Below are 17,576 nucleotides of genomic sequence, written 5' to 3'. Positions count from 1 at the left end.
CTCCCCCACAACTTGGGGGGAGATTGGCTCCACCCTCACCGCAATTCCACCCACACCGGCGCGTGGTCGCTGGCGCCGGTCTCGCCGCGCACGTCGCGGTCGATGCCGGCACCGGCCAGCCGGCGCGCCAGCTTTTTGCTGAGCAATATATGGTCGAGCCGCAGGCCGGCGTCGCGCTGCCAGCGGTTGCGGCGATAATCCCAGAATGTGTAGAGCGTGTCCTTAGGGTGCTTCTTGCGCAGCGCGTCGGTCCAGCCCTGGTCGAGCAGTGCTGCGAAGGCGGCGCGGCTTTCCGGCTGCACCAGCGCATTGTCGTCATAGGAGCGGGTCGGGTAGATGTCGCGCGGCTCGGGCACGATGTTGTAGTCGCCGGCCAGTACCACCGGCAGGCCGGTGTCGAACAGTTCTGCGGCATGCGCGTTCAGGCGCTCGTGCCAGGCCAGCTTATAGGTGAATTTCGGGCCGGGCTGCGGGTTGCCGTTCGGCGCATAGAGGCAGGCGACGACGATGCCGTTGACCGCCGCCTCGATGTAGCGGGCCTGCTGGTCGCTGTCGTCGCCGGGCAGCGCCTCGCGGGTCAGAACGGGTTCTGAACCCCGCGCGAGTATGGCGACGCCGTTCCAGGTCGGCTGCCCCACCCAGACCGCGCCATAGCCGGCGGCGGCGAGTGCTGTGCGCGGAAACTGTGTCTCCCTTGCCTTCAGCTCCTGCAGGCAGACGATGTCGGGCTTGGCGACAGCCAGCCAGGCCAGCAGGTTTTGCAGCCGGCTGTTGATGTTGTTGATGTTGAAGGAGGCGATCTTCATGCCGGCGTCAGCAAACGATGCGCCCGGTCCACGCCTTCACCGTCTCGGCCAGCGTCTTCAGATGATCGGCCGTTGAAAAGCCGGAGATCGCCTTACGCGGCCTCAGGTCGTGGTCGCCGTCCTCAAGCCAGATCACCTCGATGGCATCGGAAAGACCGTAAGTCGCGACCTCTTCCCTGGTGCCGAACTCGTCGCGCGTGCCTTGGACGATCAGGCTCGGCGTCCTGAGATCGGCGAGATGTTTGGTCCGCAGTTGCTCGGGCTTGGCCGGTGGGTGAAAGGGATAGCCGAGACAGACGAGGCCCGAAATCTCGCCCTTGGCAAACATCTCGTCGGCGATCATCGAGGCGACGCGCCCGCCCATCGACTTGCCGCCGATGACGAGCGGCCCCTTCACGCCCTTCGCCCTGAGGTCGGCGATCGCCTTGATATATTCGGGGTTCACCGTCTCGGCCCGCGGCGGCGGCTTGCGGTGGCCGTAGCGGCGGGCGGCCATGTAGTGGAATTCGAAGCGCGCAACGCGGAAGCCGGCGGCAGCCAGCGCTTTGGTTGTCGCAGCCATCGAAGCCGAGTCCATCGGCGCCCCGGCGCCGTGAGCGAGAAGGATGGTGATGGGGGCGGCGTCGGGTCCGTCGAAGAGGAAGGTCGTCATGGAGCGGCCTTCCCGCGGAAGCCGCATTCCGCCCCACCCCCCTCTGGCCTGCCGGCCATCTCCCCCGCAAGGGGGGAGATTAGCAGCTCTGACCCGCCCAGCTTCCAACGTTGGTGATTGGCGAAAACGATGGCGACATCCAATCTCCCCCCTTGCGGGGGAGATGGCCGGCAGGCCAGAGGGGGGTGTTCAAGCGCGACCATTGCGATCCTTTATACAGAGGCCCCACCGCAAACCTGTGACTGGAGATACTCGACCTGAGCGGCCAGCAATCCGGGCCAGCCAGTCGCATCAATGTCACCTGCCCATTTGCAAGCAACCTCACGACCGTGAACTTGTTCCAGCAGGCAGAAGTATGCGGTGTCTCGCCATGACCCGCATAATTGCGAATTGCCATCCATCACATCCAGCGCCGACGCCCATGTGAACCATCTCCTGATCCATTCGCCAACCCTGCCATCGAGATCGGCGGCGCACTGGCTTATGAAGGCATCCAAATCACCTTCATTTGCTACCCAGAACGGGCCACGACCGCTGATAAAATTCCCGTCAATAGCATCGAACCCTACCCTGAGAAATTGTCGGTTCAGCTGTCGCGAGCTTCGGGTCTTGAACTGCGCCGAACTCGGATCCTTGACCTCGTACCAGGCGTCAAAATCCTTCCATAGCTTGGCAAATTTCTTCCACTTGAAGACAGCTGCGACCGAGCAGTCGTATTCGCCATATCGGCGGTCCGTATAGCAATCAAGCTCGATACCGAAATCGGTGAGGTTACCGACAGACGTGACAACAAGCTTGGCGCTATCTGGCCTGAACCATCTCTCACCAACCCGCGTATGGAGCTCTTCGACAACTCGCGCTCGAATGGTCTTTGCGTCGAGCGCCATGATTGGTCTCACCCCGCCGTGCGCGCGAGTTGCAAATCGACGAATTGTATTCCCTTGGCCGCGATGCGCGCCCATTCGGACTCCGCGTCGAGCTCAAGATACCGCACCCAGCGCAACCGCGCCTCGGCGAGATTGCCGGCGTCGAACTCCAGCCTGGCAAGGTTGAACACCGCATCGGCGTACTTCGCATCCAGCGCGATCGCCTTGACGAGATGCCTTCGCGCCGAAGCCACGCGGCCCTCATCGCTCATCAGTCCGGCCAGATTGAACCAGGCTTCGACGAAACCCGGATCGAGCTTTATGGCGCGGGCATAGTCATGTGCGGCCTCGTTCACTCGACCGGCGCCGCGCAGGCAGTTGGCGCGGTTGAAGGCGGCGATGGCATCGCTTGGATCGATGGAAAGACAGCGCTGGTAAAGGGCGACGGCATCGTCGTGCCGGCCCTCCTCTTCCGCCGCCTCGGCCTCGGCGAACAACTCTTCCAGCGTGTCGTCATCAGGCGCGTCCAGATCGAACAGCAATTGCCCGTCGAGATCGCTCTGCCCCTCCTCCAGGTAGATCGCGTCAGGACGGCCGTGTTGCGAGCCGACGGCGAGCGACTTGGCGGTGAGCGAGGCGACCGGACCGGAACGGTGGACGGAGCGGGCGATCGCCCCCCAGGAAGCGCCGCCGGCGATCAGGCCCGCATATTTGCGAGCCAGGATAAGGTCGCGGAAGGAATAAGGCTCGCGATCATGCTCAAAGGCATCGAACAGCGACAAAAGATCGAGATCGACGGCGGCTAGCCGCGACTGGTCGATGAGCGACTGCCGTGACAGCGCCGAGGCCTCCGGCGCCTTCATCAAGCCCAAGAGGCGCAGAAATCCGTTTTCGCTGAGAAGGGTGCGCCCTGCCCGGCGCTCGGCATCGGCACGGCGCTCGATCTCGGCATCGCCTGCCTTGGCCAGAAGCGTGCGACCAAACACGACATGGTTGGTGCGCCTGGTGACGCCGCGCCGCAACTGGCCCTGCTGGCGCTCGACCTCACGCGCCGCCAGCCGAAGCGGAAACGCCGCCAGCGCACCGATGGTGCCGAAGACGGTGCCGGAGGTTATACCGGTAGGCGCTGTCACCCTTTGCTCTTGCCGACGGCCTTGAGCAGGTTGGCCTTGAGCGGATTTTCCTTGGCCGCTGCGGCCTTGCCCTTGGCCGCCGGTTTCGCCCCTTCATCGGCCTTGCTCTTGCTCTTGGCCGGCGGCTTGGCCGACTGCGACAGGCTGGCCTTCAGCGCATCCATCAGATTGATGACGTTGCCGCGCTCGGGGGCGGCGGCGATGATCGGCTTGTGGCCCTTGAGCTTCTCGCGGATCATCGCCATCAGCGCGATCTCGTAGCGATCCTCGTAGTTCTTCGGATCGAAGGTGGTTTCCTTCTGCTTGATCAGCGCTTCGGCGAGCTGCAGCATTTCCGGCTCGGGCTTGCCGGCCGGGATGTTGCCGAAATACTCCGCCGTGCCGCGCACTTCGTTCGGGTTCCTCAAGGTGCAGACGAACATGCCGTTCTCACGCGCGCCGATCGTCACCACGCGCTCGCGGCTGGACAGCACCAGCCGGGCGATCGCCAGCTTGCCGGACTTGCGCATGGCTTCGCGCAGCACGGCGAAGGTTTCCTCCGCCATCGCGCCATCCGGCGCCAGGTAGTACGGCGCGTCCTGGTAGATCACGTCGACCGAACGCTCGTCGACAAAGGCCTCGATGTTCATCGTGTGGTTGGATTCGATGCGCACCGCCTCGAGGTCGGCATCGTCGATGATGATGTACTGCTTGTCTTCGTATTCGTAGCCCTTGACCAGGTCCGAGCGCTCGACCAACCCGAGTTCGGGATCGACCGGCTTCATGTTGATGCGGTTGTGGGTGTCCTTGTGCAGCTGATTGAAGCTGATCCGCTCGCTGGCGCTCGTCGCCGGATACAGCCGGACCGGACAGCTGACGAGACTGAGCTTGAGGTAACCTTTCCAACTTGCCCTGGGCGCCATGAAACTCTCCTACGCGGCCGTGCACTGTCGAACCGTTCGCAGCGCTTCGTCCAAAGGACGAACGGCGCTGCGCAAAACCTACATCGCCCTTACAATACCGGCAAATCCCTAGCGAAATCTTCCATGTCGGCCCAGGGATCGCCGGAGGTGGCCAGAAGGCCCGGCAGCGAAGAATAATTCAAATCTTCCGGAGCGTCGATGGATTCCAGATCGGACCAGCTCACTGGTGTCGAGGCCGGCAGGTTTGTACGGGCGCGCAGCGAGTAAGGTGCCGCCGAGGTGTGGCCGCGCGCATTGCGGTGATAATCGATGAAGATGCGCCGCTTGCGGTTGTCCTTGCCCATGGTGGTGGTGAAGGTGTCGGGCGCCGTGGCGGCCAACGCCGAGGAGATGGCGCTGGTCGCCTGGTGCAGTTTCTTCCAGTTCTGTTTTTGCGTCACCGGCACTGATATGTGGATACCCTTGCCGCCCGAGGTTTTGGCGAACGGCACAAGCCCCATCGCCTCCAGCTCGGCGCGGATATGCACCGCCGCCTCGACCACCTCGCGCCAGCTAACCCCCTCGCCCGGGTCGAGGTCGAAGACGATCAGGTCGGGCTTGTCGAGCCGCGTGCGATGGGTGCCCCAGGTGTGGAACTCGACGACGCCGAACTGCGCCAGCGCCAGATAGCCCTTGGCGTCCTCGACCGACAGATAGGATTTGGTCTCGCCCTCGGAGTTGGTCGCCTCGAAGGTCGCCACCGATGAAGGCATGCCGGTGAAGGCATGGCGCTGGAAGAAGCAGTCCTGCGGTTTGCCGGTCGGGCAGCGCACCAGCGACACCGGGCGGCCGAGGATGTGGGGCAGCATGAAGTCGCCGACCAGCGCGTAGTAGACGGCGATATCGAGCTTGGTCGGGCCGGTCTTGCCGAACAGCCGTCGCGTCGGATTGGTCACCCAGATCGTGGCGAGGTCGGCCTCGGCGATCAGCCGCTTGCGCTTGGCCGACACCGGCGTCGACAGGCCGACGTCGCGCAGTCCGCGGAACACCGCATGGCGCAGCGCATTATCGGTTGTCCGGTTGGCATAGTGGATATGGGCCGAGAGCAGCGGCCGCACCCAGTTCATCTCGCGCATGATCTCGCGCGGAACCCCTTCGGGTGCAGACGCGCCGGCGCGCAAGGGCTCCAGCCGGGCCAGCAAGTCGGTGGCGGTGGCGGCATCGAAGCCGGTGCCGACCTTGCCGCGATAGTGCAGTTCGCCATCCTCGAATTCACCGAGCCCGAGCGCGGCCAATCCCTCGGCTGCAGCGGAGGTGGTGTAGCCGGCGATGACGAAGTCGCCGGTGTTCAGCGCCTTGATCTTGGTCCAGGTCTTGGTGCGGCCGCTCTGGTAGATTGCCGTGGCGCGCTTGGAGACGACGCCTTCCAGGCCCATCTCGGAGGCCTGGTCGTAGAGCGCCTGGCCATCGCCTTCGACGTGGTCGCTGAACTGGATGGCGGAGTTGGCGCCCAGCCCGGACAGCAATTGCGACAGCAGCGCCTTGCGCCGGCCGAGCGGCGCTTTTCTCAGGTCCCAGCCGTCGAGATGCAAGAGATCGAAGGCATAGAAGTGGAGCTTGTTGCCGGCGCCTTCGGCCAGCGCATCCTGCAAAAGGGCAAAGCGGCTGATGCCCTTGGCGTCGAGCACGACGATCTCGCCGTCGATGACAGCCTCACGGCATGGCAACCTGGCGAAGGCATGCGGCAGGTCGCCATAGCGCCTGGTCCAGTCGAGGCCGGCGCGTGTGATCAGCCGCACCTCGCCCTCAGCCACATGCGCCATGGTGCGATAGCCGTCGAACTTGATTTCGTGCAGCCAGATTTCGCCCGTACGGTCCGCGGGGCCGCCGCCGCCCGGCGGCTTTGCCACGGTCGTCGCCAGTTGCGGCTCGATGCGGGAAGGCGGCGGCGCCTTGATCGCACCCGGCAAAGCGCCAGGCTTCAGCACGACCGCTTTCGCAGGTTTGGGGACTGGCTTCGGCGCTTCGACCAGTTCCTCGATGCGCCGTCCCGATTTGACGCTTTCCGGCCGCTCGGCAAGTATGTCGAGCCCTGGATCGGCGGCGAGGTCGCGCTCCTTGAACAGCAGCCAGTTCTTCTTGCCCTCATCCTCCCCGGGCTTGCCCTTCAGCCGCGCCAGCATCCAGCCGCCATTCAGCTTCTCGCCGGCGAGACGGAACTTGAAGGAGCCGGTGCGCAAACTCTTTTCGACGTCGTCCATCGGCGCCCAGACGCCGGTGTCCCAGACGATCATCGGCCCGCCGCCATATTCGCCCTCGGGAATGACGCCTTCGAAGTCGATATATTCGAGCGGGTGGTCCTCGGTCTCGACCGCCAGCCGCTTGTCGGCGGGGTTGAGCGACGGGCCGCGAGGCACCGCCCAGCTCTTCAGCACATCGCCGACCTGCAGGCGAAGGTCGTAGTGGTCGGCAGTGGCATGGTGTTTGTGCACGACGAAGCGGTTGCCTTCTCCGGCAACCAGCCCGCCGGCGGGTTCCGGCGTCTTGCTGAATTCGCGCTTGGCGCGATAGGCCCTGAGTTTGGAGGGAGCTGGCATGTCAAAGACCGAAGCGCGCGGCAGTCAGGAACCGGCGTCTCATTCCTTCGCGCCCCCCTCTGTCCTGCCGGACATCTCCCCCACGAGGGGGGAGATTGGCAGTGTCACTGTGGGCACCCTCTTTGCAACGTCGGGGATTGGCGAAAGCGTCGCGACATCCGATCTCCCCCCATGTGGGGGAGATGTCCGGCAGGACAGAGGGGGGCGCTGTCCCGCCAGCATCAAAATTCGATCGCAGCGGCGCTCCGATGTCACGGCATGGATCCCAGGGTCTCCGCGACGTCGCTTCGCTCCTGCTCCGCCCTGGGATGACGAAGGGATGGATGTCACGGGCTCAATCGTCGGTGGCCGGCGTCAGTTCGAGCTCGGCCGGCGACAGACCCTGCTGGAGCTGGCTCAGCCGGAATTCGTCGACCCAGTAGGCCTCGCCATCGACGAGGACACGCGCCTTGTAGGCGCCGGCGGAAAAGCTCTGTGCGGTGATATAGACCTTGTGGCGGTCGAGCGCCTTGCGCACCGCGGCACGCTTGGAATTCTGGCTGGTGACGGAACTGGCCATGGACTCGCTCATACACACGCCGCCGCAGAAAAGGCGGCTGTCTAAGGATGGCCGAGACCGGGTGTCGTGTCAATTTCGCGCATGATCGGATGGCGAGACGGATCATCTACTGTGATTGACGGCCGGGCAGTAATCAGATCATTGCAATTTTCTCATATTTCACGAAATCTACTTCATGGGATCAATTTTCATATGATAGTATCATTTTTCACAGAATGTGATCTGCGGCTCAACTTTTCAGATCCGAGACCCAAATTTCATGACCGAACTGAGTGAGCATCGATTTTCAGGGCCGGTGACCGTTTTTCAGGAAATGCGCCTTCCTGAAACGGCAACCCCGGCCGGGTACAGCGCGTTGATTGACGCTTACAAGCTCGCTGTCCCGCTGCCCCGCATGCTTTCCGCGACCGGCGAGCATCACCGTATCACCGAGAAGGACGGCTGGCGCATCATGACGCCGCGCCACGCCCCCCAACCGACACTCGAAGGCCACCTTACTTTCGCTCTGAAATATGAGGGCCTCGACCTTGCTGTCCTCAAGCGGCTGTTCCTGGAGACAGGTCCCGCCGCCATCGAAGCGCTCGTGCGCAAAAGTCCGACCGGCAGTTACGCCCGCCGCATCTGGTTCCTCTATGAGTGGCTGAAGGGTACCCGACTGGATCTCCCCGACGCGACCGCCGGACGCTACATCCCGGTCGTCGATCCCGGGCTGCAGTGGGCAGCGCAGGAGAAGACCGCTCCACGCTACCGCGTGAAAGACAATTTGCCTGGAACGCCGGATTTCTGTCCTCTGGTGTTTCGCACCGAGGTTCTCGATCAATTCATTGGCCTCGACCTGCCCAGGCGTGCGCAAGACATCATTGCGGGCGTGTCGCGCGATCTTCTCGCAAGAACCGCAGCGTTCCTCCTGCTCAAGGACTCGCGGTCCAGCTACGCAATCGAGGGTGAGCGGCCGCCACAAGACCGCATTCAGCGCTGGGGCCGCGCTATTGGCGAGGCCGGCCGTCAGCCGCTCGATCGCGATGAGTTGCTGCGCCTGCAAAGGATTGTTCTCGGCGACGCCCGTTTTGTGAAGCTCGGCTTTCGGCAGGAGGGCGGTTTCATCGGCGAGCATGATCGCGACAACCGCATGCCGCTGCCAGATCACATCAGCGCCCGGCCCGAAGACTTGGCATCGCTGGTCGATGGAATGGTTGCATTCGACCGCGGTCGGGCGCAAGGCATCGATGCGGTGATCGCCGCCGCGATCCTCGCCTTCGGCTTTATCTATATCCACCCGTTCGAAGACGGGAACGGCCGCATCCATCGCTACCTGATCCACCACGTCCTTGCCGCGCGCGGTTTCAACCCACCTGGCGTCGTATTTCCCGTCTCCGCCGCGATACTTGAACAAATCGACGAGTACCGGCGGGTGCTCAAGAGCTATTCGCAGCGCCTGCTACCACTGGTCGAATGGGAGCCGACGCCGCAATTCAACGTCCGTGTCCTGAACGACACCGGCGATTATTATCGGTTCTTTGACGCAACACCGCACGCCGAATTTCTCTATGCCTGCGTCCAGAGAACGATCGAGCAGGACCTTCCCAACGAAACCGAGTTCCTGCGCCGCTACGATCAGTTCCGGCAGCAGGTCGACGCCTTCATCGACATGCCGGAGCAGCTGATCAATCTCCTCTTCCACTTCCTGCATCAAAATGGCGGCCGCCTGTCGAATCGTGCCCGGGAAAAGGACTTCGCCGCGCTGACCGATGAAGAGGCCGAACGAATCGAGGCGATCTACAGGCAGGTCTTTGGCAACGCTTGAGAGACAGCCGCCGGCGCGCAGCACCCGGCGACTCGCGAGAGGTAAGTGGTGAATGGTGAAGATTGCACACAAGACGTGACGAAATCACTACTCACTACTCACTACTCACTACTCACCACTCACCATTCACCATTCACCATTCGATCCTCCTCCCTCCGACGCTCACGCGATCGTGCGGCCGGCCCAGAGCCGAGTGACTGTGGAAACCGAGCGGGAGCTCTATATGATGCTGACGCAATAGCCCTGACGCCCACGAACCCTGTCGCTTATCCGGAGATCTCATCCATGACCTTGAGCACACGCAAGCTGGGCAGCCAGGGGCTGCAGGTATCGGTGATTGGCCTCGGCTGCATGGGCATGAGCCAGTCCTACGGTCCGGCCGACGAAGCTGAATCGATCGCCACCCTACACCGCGCCATCGAGCTCGGCTGCACCTTCCTCGATACGGCGGAAGTCTATGGCCCGCACACCAATGAGGCACTGCTCGGCCACGCCCTGAAGGGCCGGCGCCACGAGGTGACGATCGCCACCAAATTCGGCTTCCGTATCGAAAACGGCAAGCAGATCGGCACTGACCGCAACAGCCGGCCCGAGCATATCCGTGAGGCGGTGGACGGCTCGCTCAGCCGGCTCGCCACCGACCATATCGACCTGCTCTACCAGCACCGCGTTGACCCGGCGGTGCCGATCGAGGATGTGGCGGGTGCTGTCAGCAAACTAATCACCGAAGGCAAGGTGCGCTTCTTCGGCCTGTCGGAGGCGGGTGCCGCCAACATCCGCCGGGCGCATGCCGTGCATCCGGTGTCGGCGGTGCAGAGCGAATATTCGCTGTGGGAACGCAATCTGGAACCGGAAATCATCCCGTTGCTCAGCGAACTCGGCATTGGCCTGGTGCCGTTCGCGCCGCTTGGCCGCGGCTTTCTCACCGGCGACGTCAAGCGCGCCGAAGACTATCCGGAAGGCGACTTCCGCCGCGGCGATCCGCGCTACCAGGGCGCCAACTACGACGCCAATGTGCAGGCGGCCGGAATTGTCCGCGACATCGCGGCGGCCAAGGGCGTCAAGCCGGGCCAGATCGCGCTGGCCTGGCTGCTGCACAAGGGCAGCGATTTCGGGCTCGACATCGTGCCGATCCCCGGCACCAAGCGCAGAAAGTACCTCGAGGAGAATGTCGCCGCTGCCGCGATCAAGCTCGACGCCGTCGCAATGCAGGCGCTCGACGACGCGCTGGCGCCGGGCAAGGTCGCGGGTGAGCGCTACAACGAGCGCGTCATGGTGACGATCGACCGGTAGGTGGCATCTACGGCAGCTTCGCCAGTTCGGCAGCGTGGCGGATGGCAAGCAACGCGTCCCGGTTGGTCACCGGATAGCCTGTGATGAAGCGTTCGACCGAAAAGCCTGGAAATTCGGCTCTCAAGCGGGCCGCGGGGCGCGCCGCCTCGCCGGCCTCGCCCATGGCCGCATGCGAAAGCGCCAGGAACATCAGCACGTCCGGCGACTCCGGCGAACTCCTGTGGAGCGCCGCAATGGCCTGCCCGTGTCTGCCGGCGACGAACAGGATGCGGCCTTGCATGCCGAAATACCAGGGCGGGGCCAATGGATTGAGGCGCATGGCACGCTCGATGAGCGGGATCGCCTCGGCCGGATCGCCGACGACAAGCGCCTTGCTGCCGGCCAGCAGCGGCAGTATGCCGGCGTGGTTGGAGCCGTATTCGAGAGCGTGCCGGTGCGCGCGCTCCGCTCCTTCGAGATCGCCAAGGCATGCCCTGACATTGCCAAGGCATGCGTGAGCGCAGCTGTCCGTCGGGTCGAGGCGCAAAGCGTTTTCGGCCGCCGTCCGCCAGCTCTCGATCGACGTCAGCACGTCGTCGCCAAAGCCGTTGCAGGCCTCGATCGAATAGGCGTAAGCGAGTTCGGCCCAGCAGTTGGCGAAGGTAGGATCAAGCTCCAGCGCGCGTGAAAATAGGCGGATCGCCTCGACATTCCCGGCGCGGCTGAACGTAGTGTGCTGTTCGAGGGCAAGCAGATAAAAATCATAGGCCCGCAAGCTGGCCGGCGGCTTGCGGCGAACAGCATTGCGGCCGACCGTGGCCAGCGTTCCGTAACTGCCGGCGAACACATTGATGATGCTTTCGGTCAGGCTGTCCTGCAGCGCGAAAATGTCCTCGACCCGGCGATCGTAGCGCTCCCTCCACAGGCTGACGCCGCTACGGGCATCAGCAAGCTCTATCGTCAAGCGAATCCTCTGGTCGTCCGCACGCAACTGGCCCGATACGAAATAGGTGACGCCGAGCGCCTTGCCGTCCGCCGCGAAATCGGCCGGCTTGCTGCCCAGTGATTTCATCGTGTGGAAGGCGATGACAGGCAAGCCCGCGTATCGCGCCAGGTCGATGGTGATGTCCGACGACAGGCCGTCGGCAAAGCGGCGCCAGCGCTCTTCGGAATTCAGGCATTCGATCGGAAATATGGCGAGCACCGGCGGAGCGTCCGGCAGGGGTGACAGCCCGTCCGGCCGAGCGCCGGAAGCGCCGGCAAAATACGCCGCGAGCCCGATCTTGGTACGCACGCCAAGTTTTTCGTAGATGGCCGCAAGGTGGGTGCGAACAGTGGTTGGGGCAATGAAAAGTGCATTGCCGATTTCGCGATAGGTCATTCCGGTTGCGAATTTTTCCGCGACCGCGCGCTCGCGACCCGACAAGGCATCGAGCGTCTGCGCTTTCGAGGCGTCGTTGACCGTCATGGTGGAACCCGTCCCAGGACAGAATACTACAAATGCAGGAGGCCGAATACTGCATCTGCCCGATCCCGCCGCAGGCGCACAAATTGCAAGCTCGCTTGCGGCAACAAGCTGCTATCAGGGGAGGTTTTCATGCGTCCTGTTTCGATAATGCTGGCATGCACGATCTTGAGTCTTTCCGCCGTCCAGTCGCCGTTGTTCGCAAGAGGATGCAGGCAGGTGCTGGAATCGGATGTGAAAATCACGAGCATGCGCGTCTATGCCGACGTTCTGGCCAACGCCGCCCACAACGGCTGGGACTACACGCCTGAATCGATCGTCAGCGGCTCAAAGCGGCATTTCGAGGAGATGAAGCTCCAGTTGAACGACGCCGGCTATGAGATCGTCCCCGTCGGCGTCCGCCTTTATTGCAAACGGTGGGACAAGCTCGCCGCCCGCTAGCAACCAGCGATCCGCCCTTTGCGGCGCAAGCTTTGTCGAGACATCGATATGTCGAAGGTGCAGGCTAACTGTCTGCTTCTGCTTGCTGCTGCCTTTTGGGGCTTCGGTAATGTTGCGCAGAAGACTGTGCTGGATCATCTCGATCCGCTCAGCGCCGTGGGCATGCGCTGCCTGATCGCGGGGCTCATGGTCGCGCCGCTGACGATGCTCGAATGGGGAAGGAAATCCGGGCCCGGCTACTGGATGAGCCTCGCCAAAGTCAGCGTTCTGTTTTCAATTTCGATCATCATCCAGCAGGTCTCCTATCTCGACACCTCGGTTACCAATGCGAGCTTCCTGGTGAGCACCGCAACGGTGATGACACCGCTCGCGGCCTGGTTGCTGATTGGCGAGCGCCCGACTGCTGTTGGCGGGCTTGCGGCTGCCATGACAGTGGCCGGTGTCCTGCTGCTGTCCGGAGGCTTGACCACCAGCTTCAGCCAGGGCGATGTCGCTGCGATACTTTCGGCCGCGTGCTACGCGCTTTGGATGGTGGAGCTTGGTCGCCACATGCAGACCCACGGCGCGCCGGTCGCGGCGGCTGCCGCGCAATTTCTCGGCGCCGCCGTGCTCACCCTGCCGCTCGGCGCCCTCCAGGGTAATCTGTCGCTGGCAGCCATCAGCGATGCAGGCCCGGAACTCGCCGTGCTCGGCATCTTCTCGACCGGGGCCGCCTTCGGCATCCAGACGGTCGCTCAACGCTTCACATCCGCCAGCCATGCCGCGGTGATCGTCAGCGCGGAGAGCGTGTTCGGAGCGATTGGCGCTGCCATATTTTTGGGCGAGCGGCTGTCGCCGGTCGGAGCAGTCGGTGCTGCGGTCGTATTTGGATCAATCACCTTGCTGTCGCTGACGACCGACAAAATCAGCAAGCCGGCGGTGGCAAACTGAGAGATTGTCGGGGCGCAACCTCTGCGCCATACGCGTCAGCGTGATCAACCGCGCGCTGGCGACGTGAAGCGCGCGGACCCACCGCCATCAAGATCAAAGGCCTGAGAGCCGCACCGGCGGCGTTGGGCGTTCTTGCGCAAACCTCCGGCCTTGGCTAGCATCCGCGCGCCGGCGCCGAGCGGAGGAGAACGTCGCGGTGGACCGGCTGGAGCGCCGTTGCGTCCCCTTGGGCGCTCAAAGGACACTCCATTTCTGGATCGACGCATGAACCTGCCAAAGACCCATTCCGGTTTCGGGGTCATGCGCTCATGTGGAGGAGACTAAATTGATCAACAGACGTGAATTCCTGCTGTCGTCCGTGGCGATCGGCACAATGGCGCTGGCCGCTCCGCAACTGGCTTTCGCCCAGGACAAGCTGACCATTCTGGGTTCGGTGCCGAGCCTCGGCTTTCCGTTCTTCGTTCACATGCTGAACCAGATCAAGGCGGAGGCGCAGGCGCAAGGCGTCAACCTGACCGAGAGCGACGGCCAGAACTCGGCGCCCAAGCAGACCGCCGACATCGAGGCGGCGCTCGTGCAGAAGGTCGACGCCATCGTCATCTCGCCGCTTGACGTCAACGCGCTGGCGCCGGCCATCGAGCAGGCGGTCCAGGCCGGCATTCCCGTCGTCACAATCGACCGCCGCGTCGACGGCGTGGAAGGCATCCTCGCCCATGTCGGCGCCGACAATGTCAAGGGCGGCGAGGCCGAGGCGCAGGCCATGGTGGCGGCGTTCCCGAACGGCGCCAAGATCTTCCATCTGCAGGGCCAGCCCGGCGCCGGCCCGGCGATCGACCGCAACAAGGGCGTGCACAACGTGCTCGATCCGCTGAAGGACAAATACCAGATCGTCTTCGAGCAGACCGCCAACTTCGCCCGCGCCGAGGCGCTGTCCGTCACCGAGGCCGGCCTTGCCGCCAACGGCAAGCCCGACGCGATCATCTGCGCCAATGACGACATGGCGCTTGGCGCGGTTGAAGCCTGCGCGGCGCGCAACTTCACCGACGTCAAGATCTACGGCTTCGATGCGCTTCCCGAAGCGCTGGTCGCCGTGCGCGACGGCAAGCTGGCCGGCACCGTCGAACAGTTCCCCGGAGAGCAGTCGCGCACTGCGGTGCAGATCGCCGTCGCCTATGCCAAGGACAAGACCGAGCCGAAGGAAAAACTCGTGCTGCTGACGCCGATCGTCATCGGCAAGGACAATCTCGACAAAGCCGAGCGGCTCGGCGAGACGAAGTAGACTGCGAAGCCGGCGGGACAGCACCCCCCTCTGGCCTGCCGGCCATCTCCCCCTCAAGGGGGGAGATTGGCAGTTTCAACGCGCCGCCCTCTCTTCAACGCCGAAGATTAGCGAAAGCGGCCATGACATCCAATCTCCCCCCTTGAGGGGGAGATGTCCGGCAGGACAGAGGGGGGTGTTCAAGCGCGGCGTGAACAACTGCATCGAAGGAGCATCCTTTGCCAGCCGAAGCCACTGCGCCATCGCCATCCCCCGCCCTCCTCGCCGTCGAGGGCGTGACCAAGCGCTTCGCCGGCGTGACCGCGCTGAGCGATGTCTCGCTCGAGGTTCGGCCCGGCGAAATCCTCGGCCTGCTCGGCGAGAACGGCGCCGGCAAGTCGACGCTGCTCAAGATCCTGTCCGGCGTGATGCCGCCCTCCAGCGGCCGCATCGTCTTCGACGGCGTCGAATTCAATCCGCACAACCCGCAGGACGCCAAGCGCCTGGGCATCGTCACCATCTACCAGGAACTGAGCCTGATCCCGACGCTGACCGTGGCGGAGAATATCTTCATCGGCCGCGCGCCGCTCGGGCCGCTCGGCCTGGTCAGCTGGCGGAAGATGGAGGAAGACTCGCGCGCGATCATCGCCCGCGTTGGTCTGGACCTCGACCCGACTACGCCGGTGTCGGCACTGTCTGTCGCCGAACAGCAGCTGGTCGAGATCGCCCGCGCGCTGTCGCTGAAGAGCCGCCTCATCATCATGGACGAGCCGACCTCGGCGCTGACCGAAACCGAAGTGCAGAAGCTGATGTCGATTATGGGCCGGCTGCGCAAGGATGGCGTCGCCATCATGTTCGTCACCCACAGGCTGGAAGAGGCCTCTGCCATCTGCGACCGCATGACGGTGCTGCGCGACGGCAGGCTGGCCGGCCATCTCGACCGCGACGGCGGGCCGATCAAGCTGCCGAAAATCATCGAGAAGATGGTCGGCCGCGCCGCGTCCGAGCTTTATGCCAGGCCGACGCTGCGCGACGTCGCCGGCGACGTCAGGCTTTCGGTGCGCGGCCTGCGCACGGTGCGCGATCCGCAGGCGCCGCACGCCATCGTGCTCGAAGGCGTCGATCTCGACCTCAAGGCGGGCGAGATCCTCGGCGTCGCCGGCCTCGTCGGCTCAGGCCGCACCGAACTGGCCCGCGCCATCTTCGGCGCCGACCGCATCGCCGCCGGCACCATCACGCTCGACGGCAAGACGATCGCGCCTGAAACACCCGCCGACGCCATCGCGCTCGGCATCGGCCTGGTGCCGGAAGACCGCAAGCACCAGGCGATCTTCGCCGCGCTCGGCATCCTCACCAACTTTTCCATCGCCGCGCTCGGCCGCTACTCCAACGCCGCCGGCTTCATGACCGAGCGCCGCGAGCGCGAAGCGCTGGCAAGCTACAGGAAGACGCTGTCGATCCGCATGGCCTCGCCCGAGCAGCCCATAGAGGGGCTGTCCGGCGGCAACCAGCAGAAGGTCATCCTTGCCCGCTGGCTGGCGCGCGACCCCAAGGTGCTGATCGTCGATGAGCCGACACGCGGCGTCGATGTCGGCGCCAAGGCCGAGGTGCACCAGATCCTGGTGCAGCTCGCGGCGCGCGGCATCGCCATCATGATGATCTCGTCGGAATTGCCCGAAGTGCTTGCGGTGTCGGACAGGATCGTCACGATGCGGCGCGGCCGCATCACCGGCGAGATGCCCGGCATCGAGGCGACCGAGGAAAAACTGATGGAACTGATGGCGCTCGATCAAACGCAGGAAGCGACGCAATGACCAGCACGACCGAACAGACCCAGCGCGGCGGCATCAATGTCGCGCGCCTGCTGATGAGCTTCGGCCCGCTGATGTTCCTGGCGCTGCTGATCATCGTCTTCACCGTCCTGAAGCCGAGCTTCATCGACCCCATCAACATCTTCAACATCATGCGGCAGATCTCGATCACCGGGCTGATCGCGCTCGGCATGACCTTTGTCATCCTCACTGCCGGCATCGACCTGTCGGTCGGTTCGCTGCTGGCCTTTTGCGGCATGGTCGCGGCGGTGGTCGCCAAGGGCGGCACCGCCAACACGCTGTCGCTGTCGACGTCCGGCACGCAAGGCTTTGGCTGGTTCGCAGCCCTATTGGCCGCCGTCGTCGTCGGTGCCATTGCCGGCGGCGTCCAGGGCTTTGCCATCACCAGGCTGAAGGTGCCGCCCTTCGTCGTCACGCTTGGCGGCCTCACCGTCTTTCGCGGCCTGACGCTGACGATCTCCAACGGCGGCCCGATCTCCGGCTTCGACGCCTCGATGCGCTGGTTCGGCACCGGGCTGATCGGCCCGGTCCCGGTGCCGGCGATCATTTTCGCGGCGGCGGCGATCCTCTGCCACATCGTCTTGCGCTACACGCGCTACGGCCGCGCCGTCTACGCCGTCGGCGGCAATGCCGAGGCGGCGCGGCTGTCGGGGCTGCGCGTCGACCGCATCCTGATCTCGGTCTATGTCATCGTCGGCTTCTTCGCCGGCCTCGCCGCCTTCGTGCTGTCGGCGAGGCTCAATTCCTCGGAAGCCGTCGCCGGCATCGGCTATGAGCTGACGGTGATCTCGGCGGTCGTCATCGGCGGCACCTCGCTGTTCGGCGGCATCGGCTCCGTCGGCGGCACGGTGGTGGGTGCGGCACTGATCGGCGTGCTGCAGAACGGGCTACAGTTCAACAACGTCTCCTCCTATACGCAAAGCATCGTCATCGGCTTGATCCTCATCCTCGCCGTGGCCTTCGACCGCTGGCTGAAATCGCGGGTGCGGCGGTGAGGGGGCAGTACGTATCTAGCTCGACGGGACTCCGAAAGAGCGCCGTCGGCGAAGCTGCCAATCTCCCCCCTTGAGGGGGAGATGT

General features: G+C 64.1%; 16 protein-coding genes. 7 read left to right on the top strand and 9 right to left on the bottom strand.

Going from position 1 to position 17,576, the window contains the following annotated elements:
• Positions 1 to 35 precede the first annotated feature (35 nt).
• From IHQ72_RS15770 to IHQ72_RS15740, 7 genes are all read right to left on the bottom strand, one after another.
• Positions 36 to 806: an exodeoxyribonuclease III gene (locus tag IHQ72_RS15770; protein WP_258123260.1), complete on the bottom strand. Its 771-nt coding sequence runs from the start codon at positions 804 to 806 to the stop codon at positions 36 to 38.
• A gap of 7 nt (positions 807 to 813) precedes the next feature.
• The gene (locus tag IHQ72_RS15765) at positions 814 to 1,458 is read right to left on the bottom strand and encodes an alpha/beta hydrolase family protein (RefSeq protein ID WP_258123259.1); all 645 of its coding nucleotides are present in this window, start codon (positions 1,456 to 1,458) and stop codon (positions 814 to 816) included.
• Positions 1,459 to 1,670: 212 nt separating this feature from the next.
• Positions 1,671 to 2,345, bottom strand: coding sequence for a hypothetical protein (locus IHQ72_RS15760; RefSeq protein WP_258123258.1), 675 nt, complete (start codon positions 2,343 to 2,345; stop codon positions 1,671 to 1,673).
• Positions 2,346 to 2,353: 8 nt separating this feature from the next.
• Entirely contained in the window at positions 2,354 to 3,457 is a 1,104-nt protein-coding gene (locus IHQ72_RS15755) for a tetratricopeptide repeat protein (protein ID WP_258123257.1), read from the bottom strand.
• Positions 3,454 to 4,359, bottom strand: a complete 906-nt coding sequence (gene ku, locus IHQ72_RS15750) for a non-homologous end joining protein Ku (protein ID WP_258123256.1) — start codon at positions 4,357 to 4,359, stop codon at positions 3,454 to 3,456. Before ku ends, IHQ72_RS15755 begins: the two co-directional genes overlap by 4 nt.
• Positions 4,360 to 4,448: 89 nt before the next feature.
• The gene (ligD, locus tag IHQ72_RS15745; protein WP_258123255.1) at positions 4,449 to 6,935 is read right to left on the bottom strand and encodes a DNA ligase D; all 2,487 of its coding nucleotides are present in this window, start codon (positions 6,933 to 6,935) and stop codon (positions 4,449 to 4,451) included.
• 334 nt (positions 6,936 to 7,269) lie between these two features.
• On the bottom strand, positions 7,270 to 7,494 hold the full coding sequence (locus IHQ72_RS15740) for a hypothetical protein (protein ID WP_029351283.1): 225 nt from the start codon (positions 7,492 to 7,494) through the stop codon (positions 7,270 to 7,272).
• Positions 7,495 to 7,753: 259 nt separating this feature from the next.
• On the opposite strand from IHQ72_RS15740, the gene IHQ72_RS15735 reads away from it, so the two are divergent.
• Positions 7,754 to 9,298 carry a Fic family protein gene (locus IHQ72_RS15735; RefSeq protein WP_258123254.1) on the top strand — a complete coding sequence of 515 codons (1,545 nt, stop codon included), beginning with the start codon at positions 7,754 to 7,756 and terminating at the stop codon, positions 9,296 to 9,298.
• 285 nt (positions 9,299 to 9,583) lie between these two features.
• On the top strand, positions 9,584 to 10,591 hold the full coding sequence (locus IHQ72_RS15730) for an aldo/keto reductase (RefSeq protein WP_258123253.1): 1,008 nt from the start codon (positions 9,584 to 9,586) through the stop codon (positions 10,589 to 10,591).
• A gap of 7 nt (positions 10,592 to 10,598) precedes the next feature.
• On the opposite strand, the gene IHQ72_RS15725 is transcribed toward IHQ72_RS15730, so the two are convergent.
• Entirely contained in the window at positions 10,599 to 12,038 is a 1,440-nt protein-coding gene (locus IHQ72_RS15725; protein WP_258123252.1) for a LuxR C-terminal-related transcriptional regulator, read from the bottom strand.
• Between the two features lie 26 nt (positions 12,039 to 12,064).
• Entirely contained in the window at positions 12,065 to 12,286 is a 222-nt protein-coding gene (locus IHQ72_RS15720) for a hypothetical protein (RefSeq protein WP_258123251.1), read from the bottom strand.
• On the opposite strand from IHQ72_RS15720, the gene IHQ72_RS15715 reads away from it, so the two are divergent.
• The 5 genes from IHQ72_RS15715 (at position 12,270) to IHQ72_RS15695 (ending at position 17,491) form a co-directional block, all read left to right on the top strand.
• On the top strand, positions 12,270 to 12,476 hold the full coding sequence (locus IHQ72_RS15715) for a hypothetical protein (RefSeq protein ID WP_258123250.1): 207 nt from the start codon (positions 12,270 to 12,272) through the stop codon (positions 12,474 to 12,476). The two genes, IHQ72_RS15720 and IHQ72_RS15715, sit on opposite strands and share 17 nt — an antisense overlap.
• A gap of 48 nt (positions 12,477 to 12,524) precedes the next feature.
• Positions 12,525 to 13,406, top strand: a complete 882-nt coding sequence (locus IHQ72_RS15710; RefSeq protein ID WP_258123249.1) for a DMT family transporter — start codon at positions 12,525 to 12,527, stop codon at positions 13,404 to 13,406.
• Positions 13,407 to 13,734: 328 nt separating this feature from the next.
• On the top strand, positions 13,735 to 14,685 hold the full coding sequence (locus tag IHQ72_RS15705) for a substrate-binding domain-containing protein (RefSeq protein ID WP_258123853.1): 951 nt from the start codon (positions 13,735 to 13,737) through the stop codon (positions 14,683 to 14,685).
• A gap of 218 nt (positions 14,686 to 14,903) precedes the next feature.
• A complete protein-coding gene (locus IHQ72_RS15700; protein ID WP_258123248.1) occupies positions 14,904 to 16,478 on the top strand; it encodes a sugar ABC transporter ATP-binding protein in 1,575 nt (524 codons plus the stop codon).
• The gene (locus IHQ72_RS15695) at positions 16,475 to 17,491 is read left to right on the top strand and encodes an ABC transporter permease (protein WP_258123247.1); all 1,017 of its coding nucleotides are present in this window, start codon (positions 16,475 to 16,477) and stop codon (positions 17,489 to 17,491) included. Before IHQ72_RS15700 ends, IHQ72_RS15695 begins: the two co-directional genes overlap by 4 nt.
• Positions 17,492 to 17,576 lie beyond the last annotated feature (85 nt).

The sequence above is a fragment of the Mesorhizobium onobrychidis genome (assembly GCF_024707545.1).
Taxonomy (GTDB): domain Bacteria; phylum Pseudomonadota; class Alphaproteobacteria; order Rhizobiales; family Rhizobiaceae; genus Mesorhizobium; species Mesorhizobium onobrychidis.
This window is presented reverse-complemented; position numbering and strand designations above follow the sequence as displayed.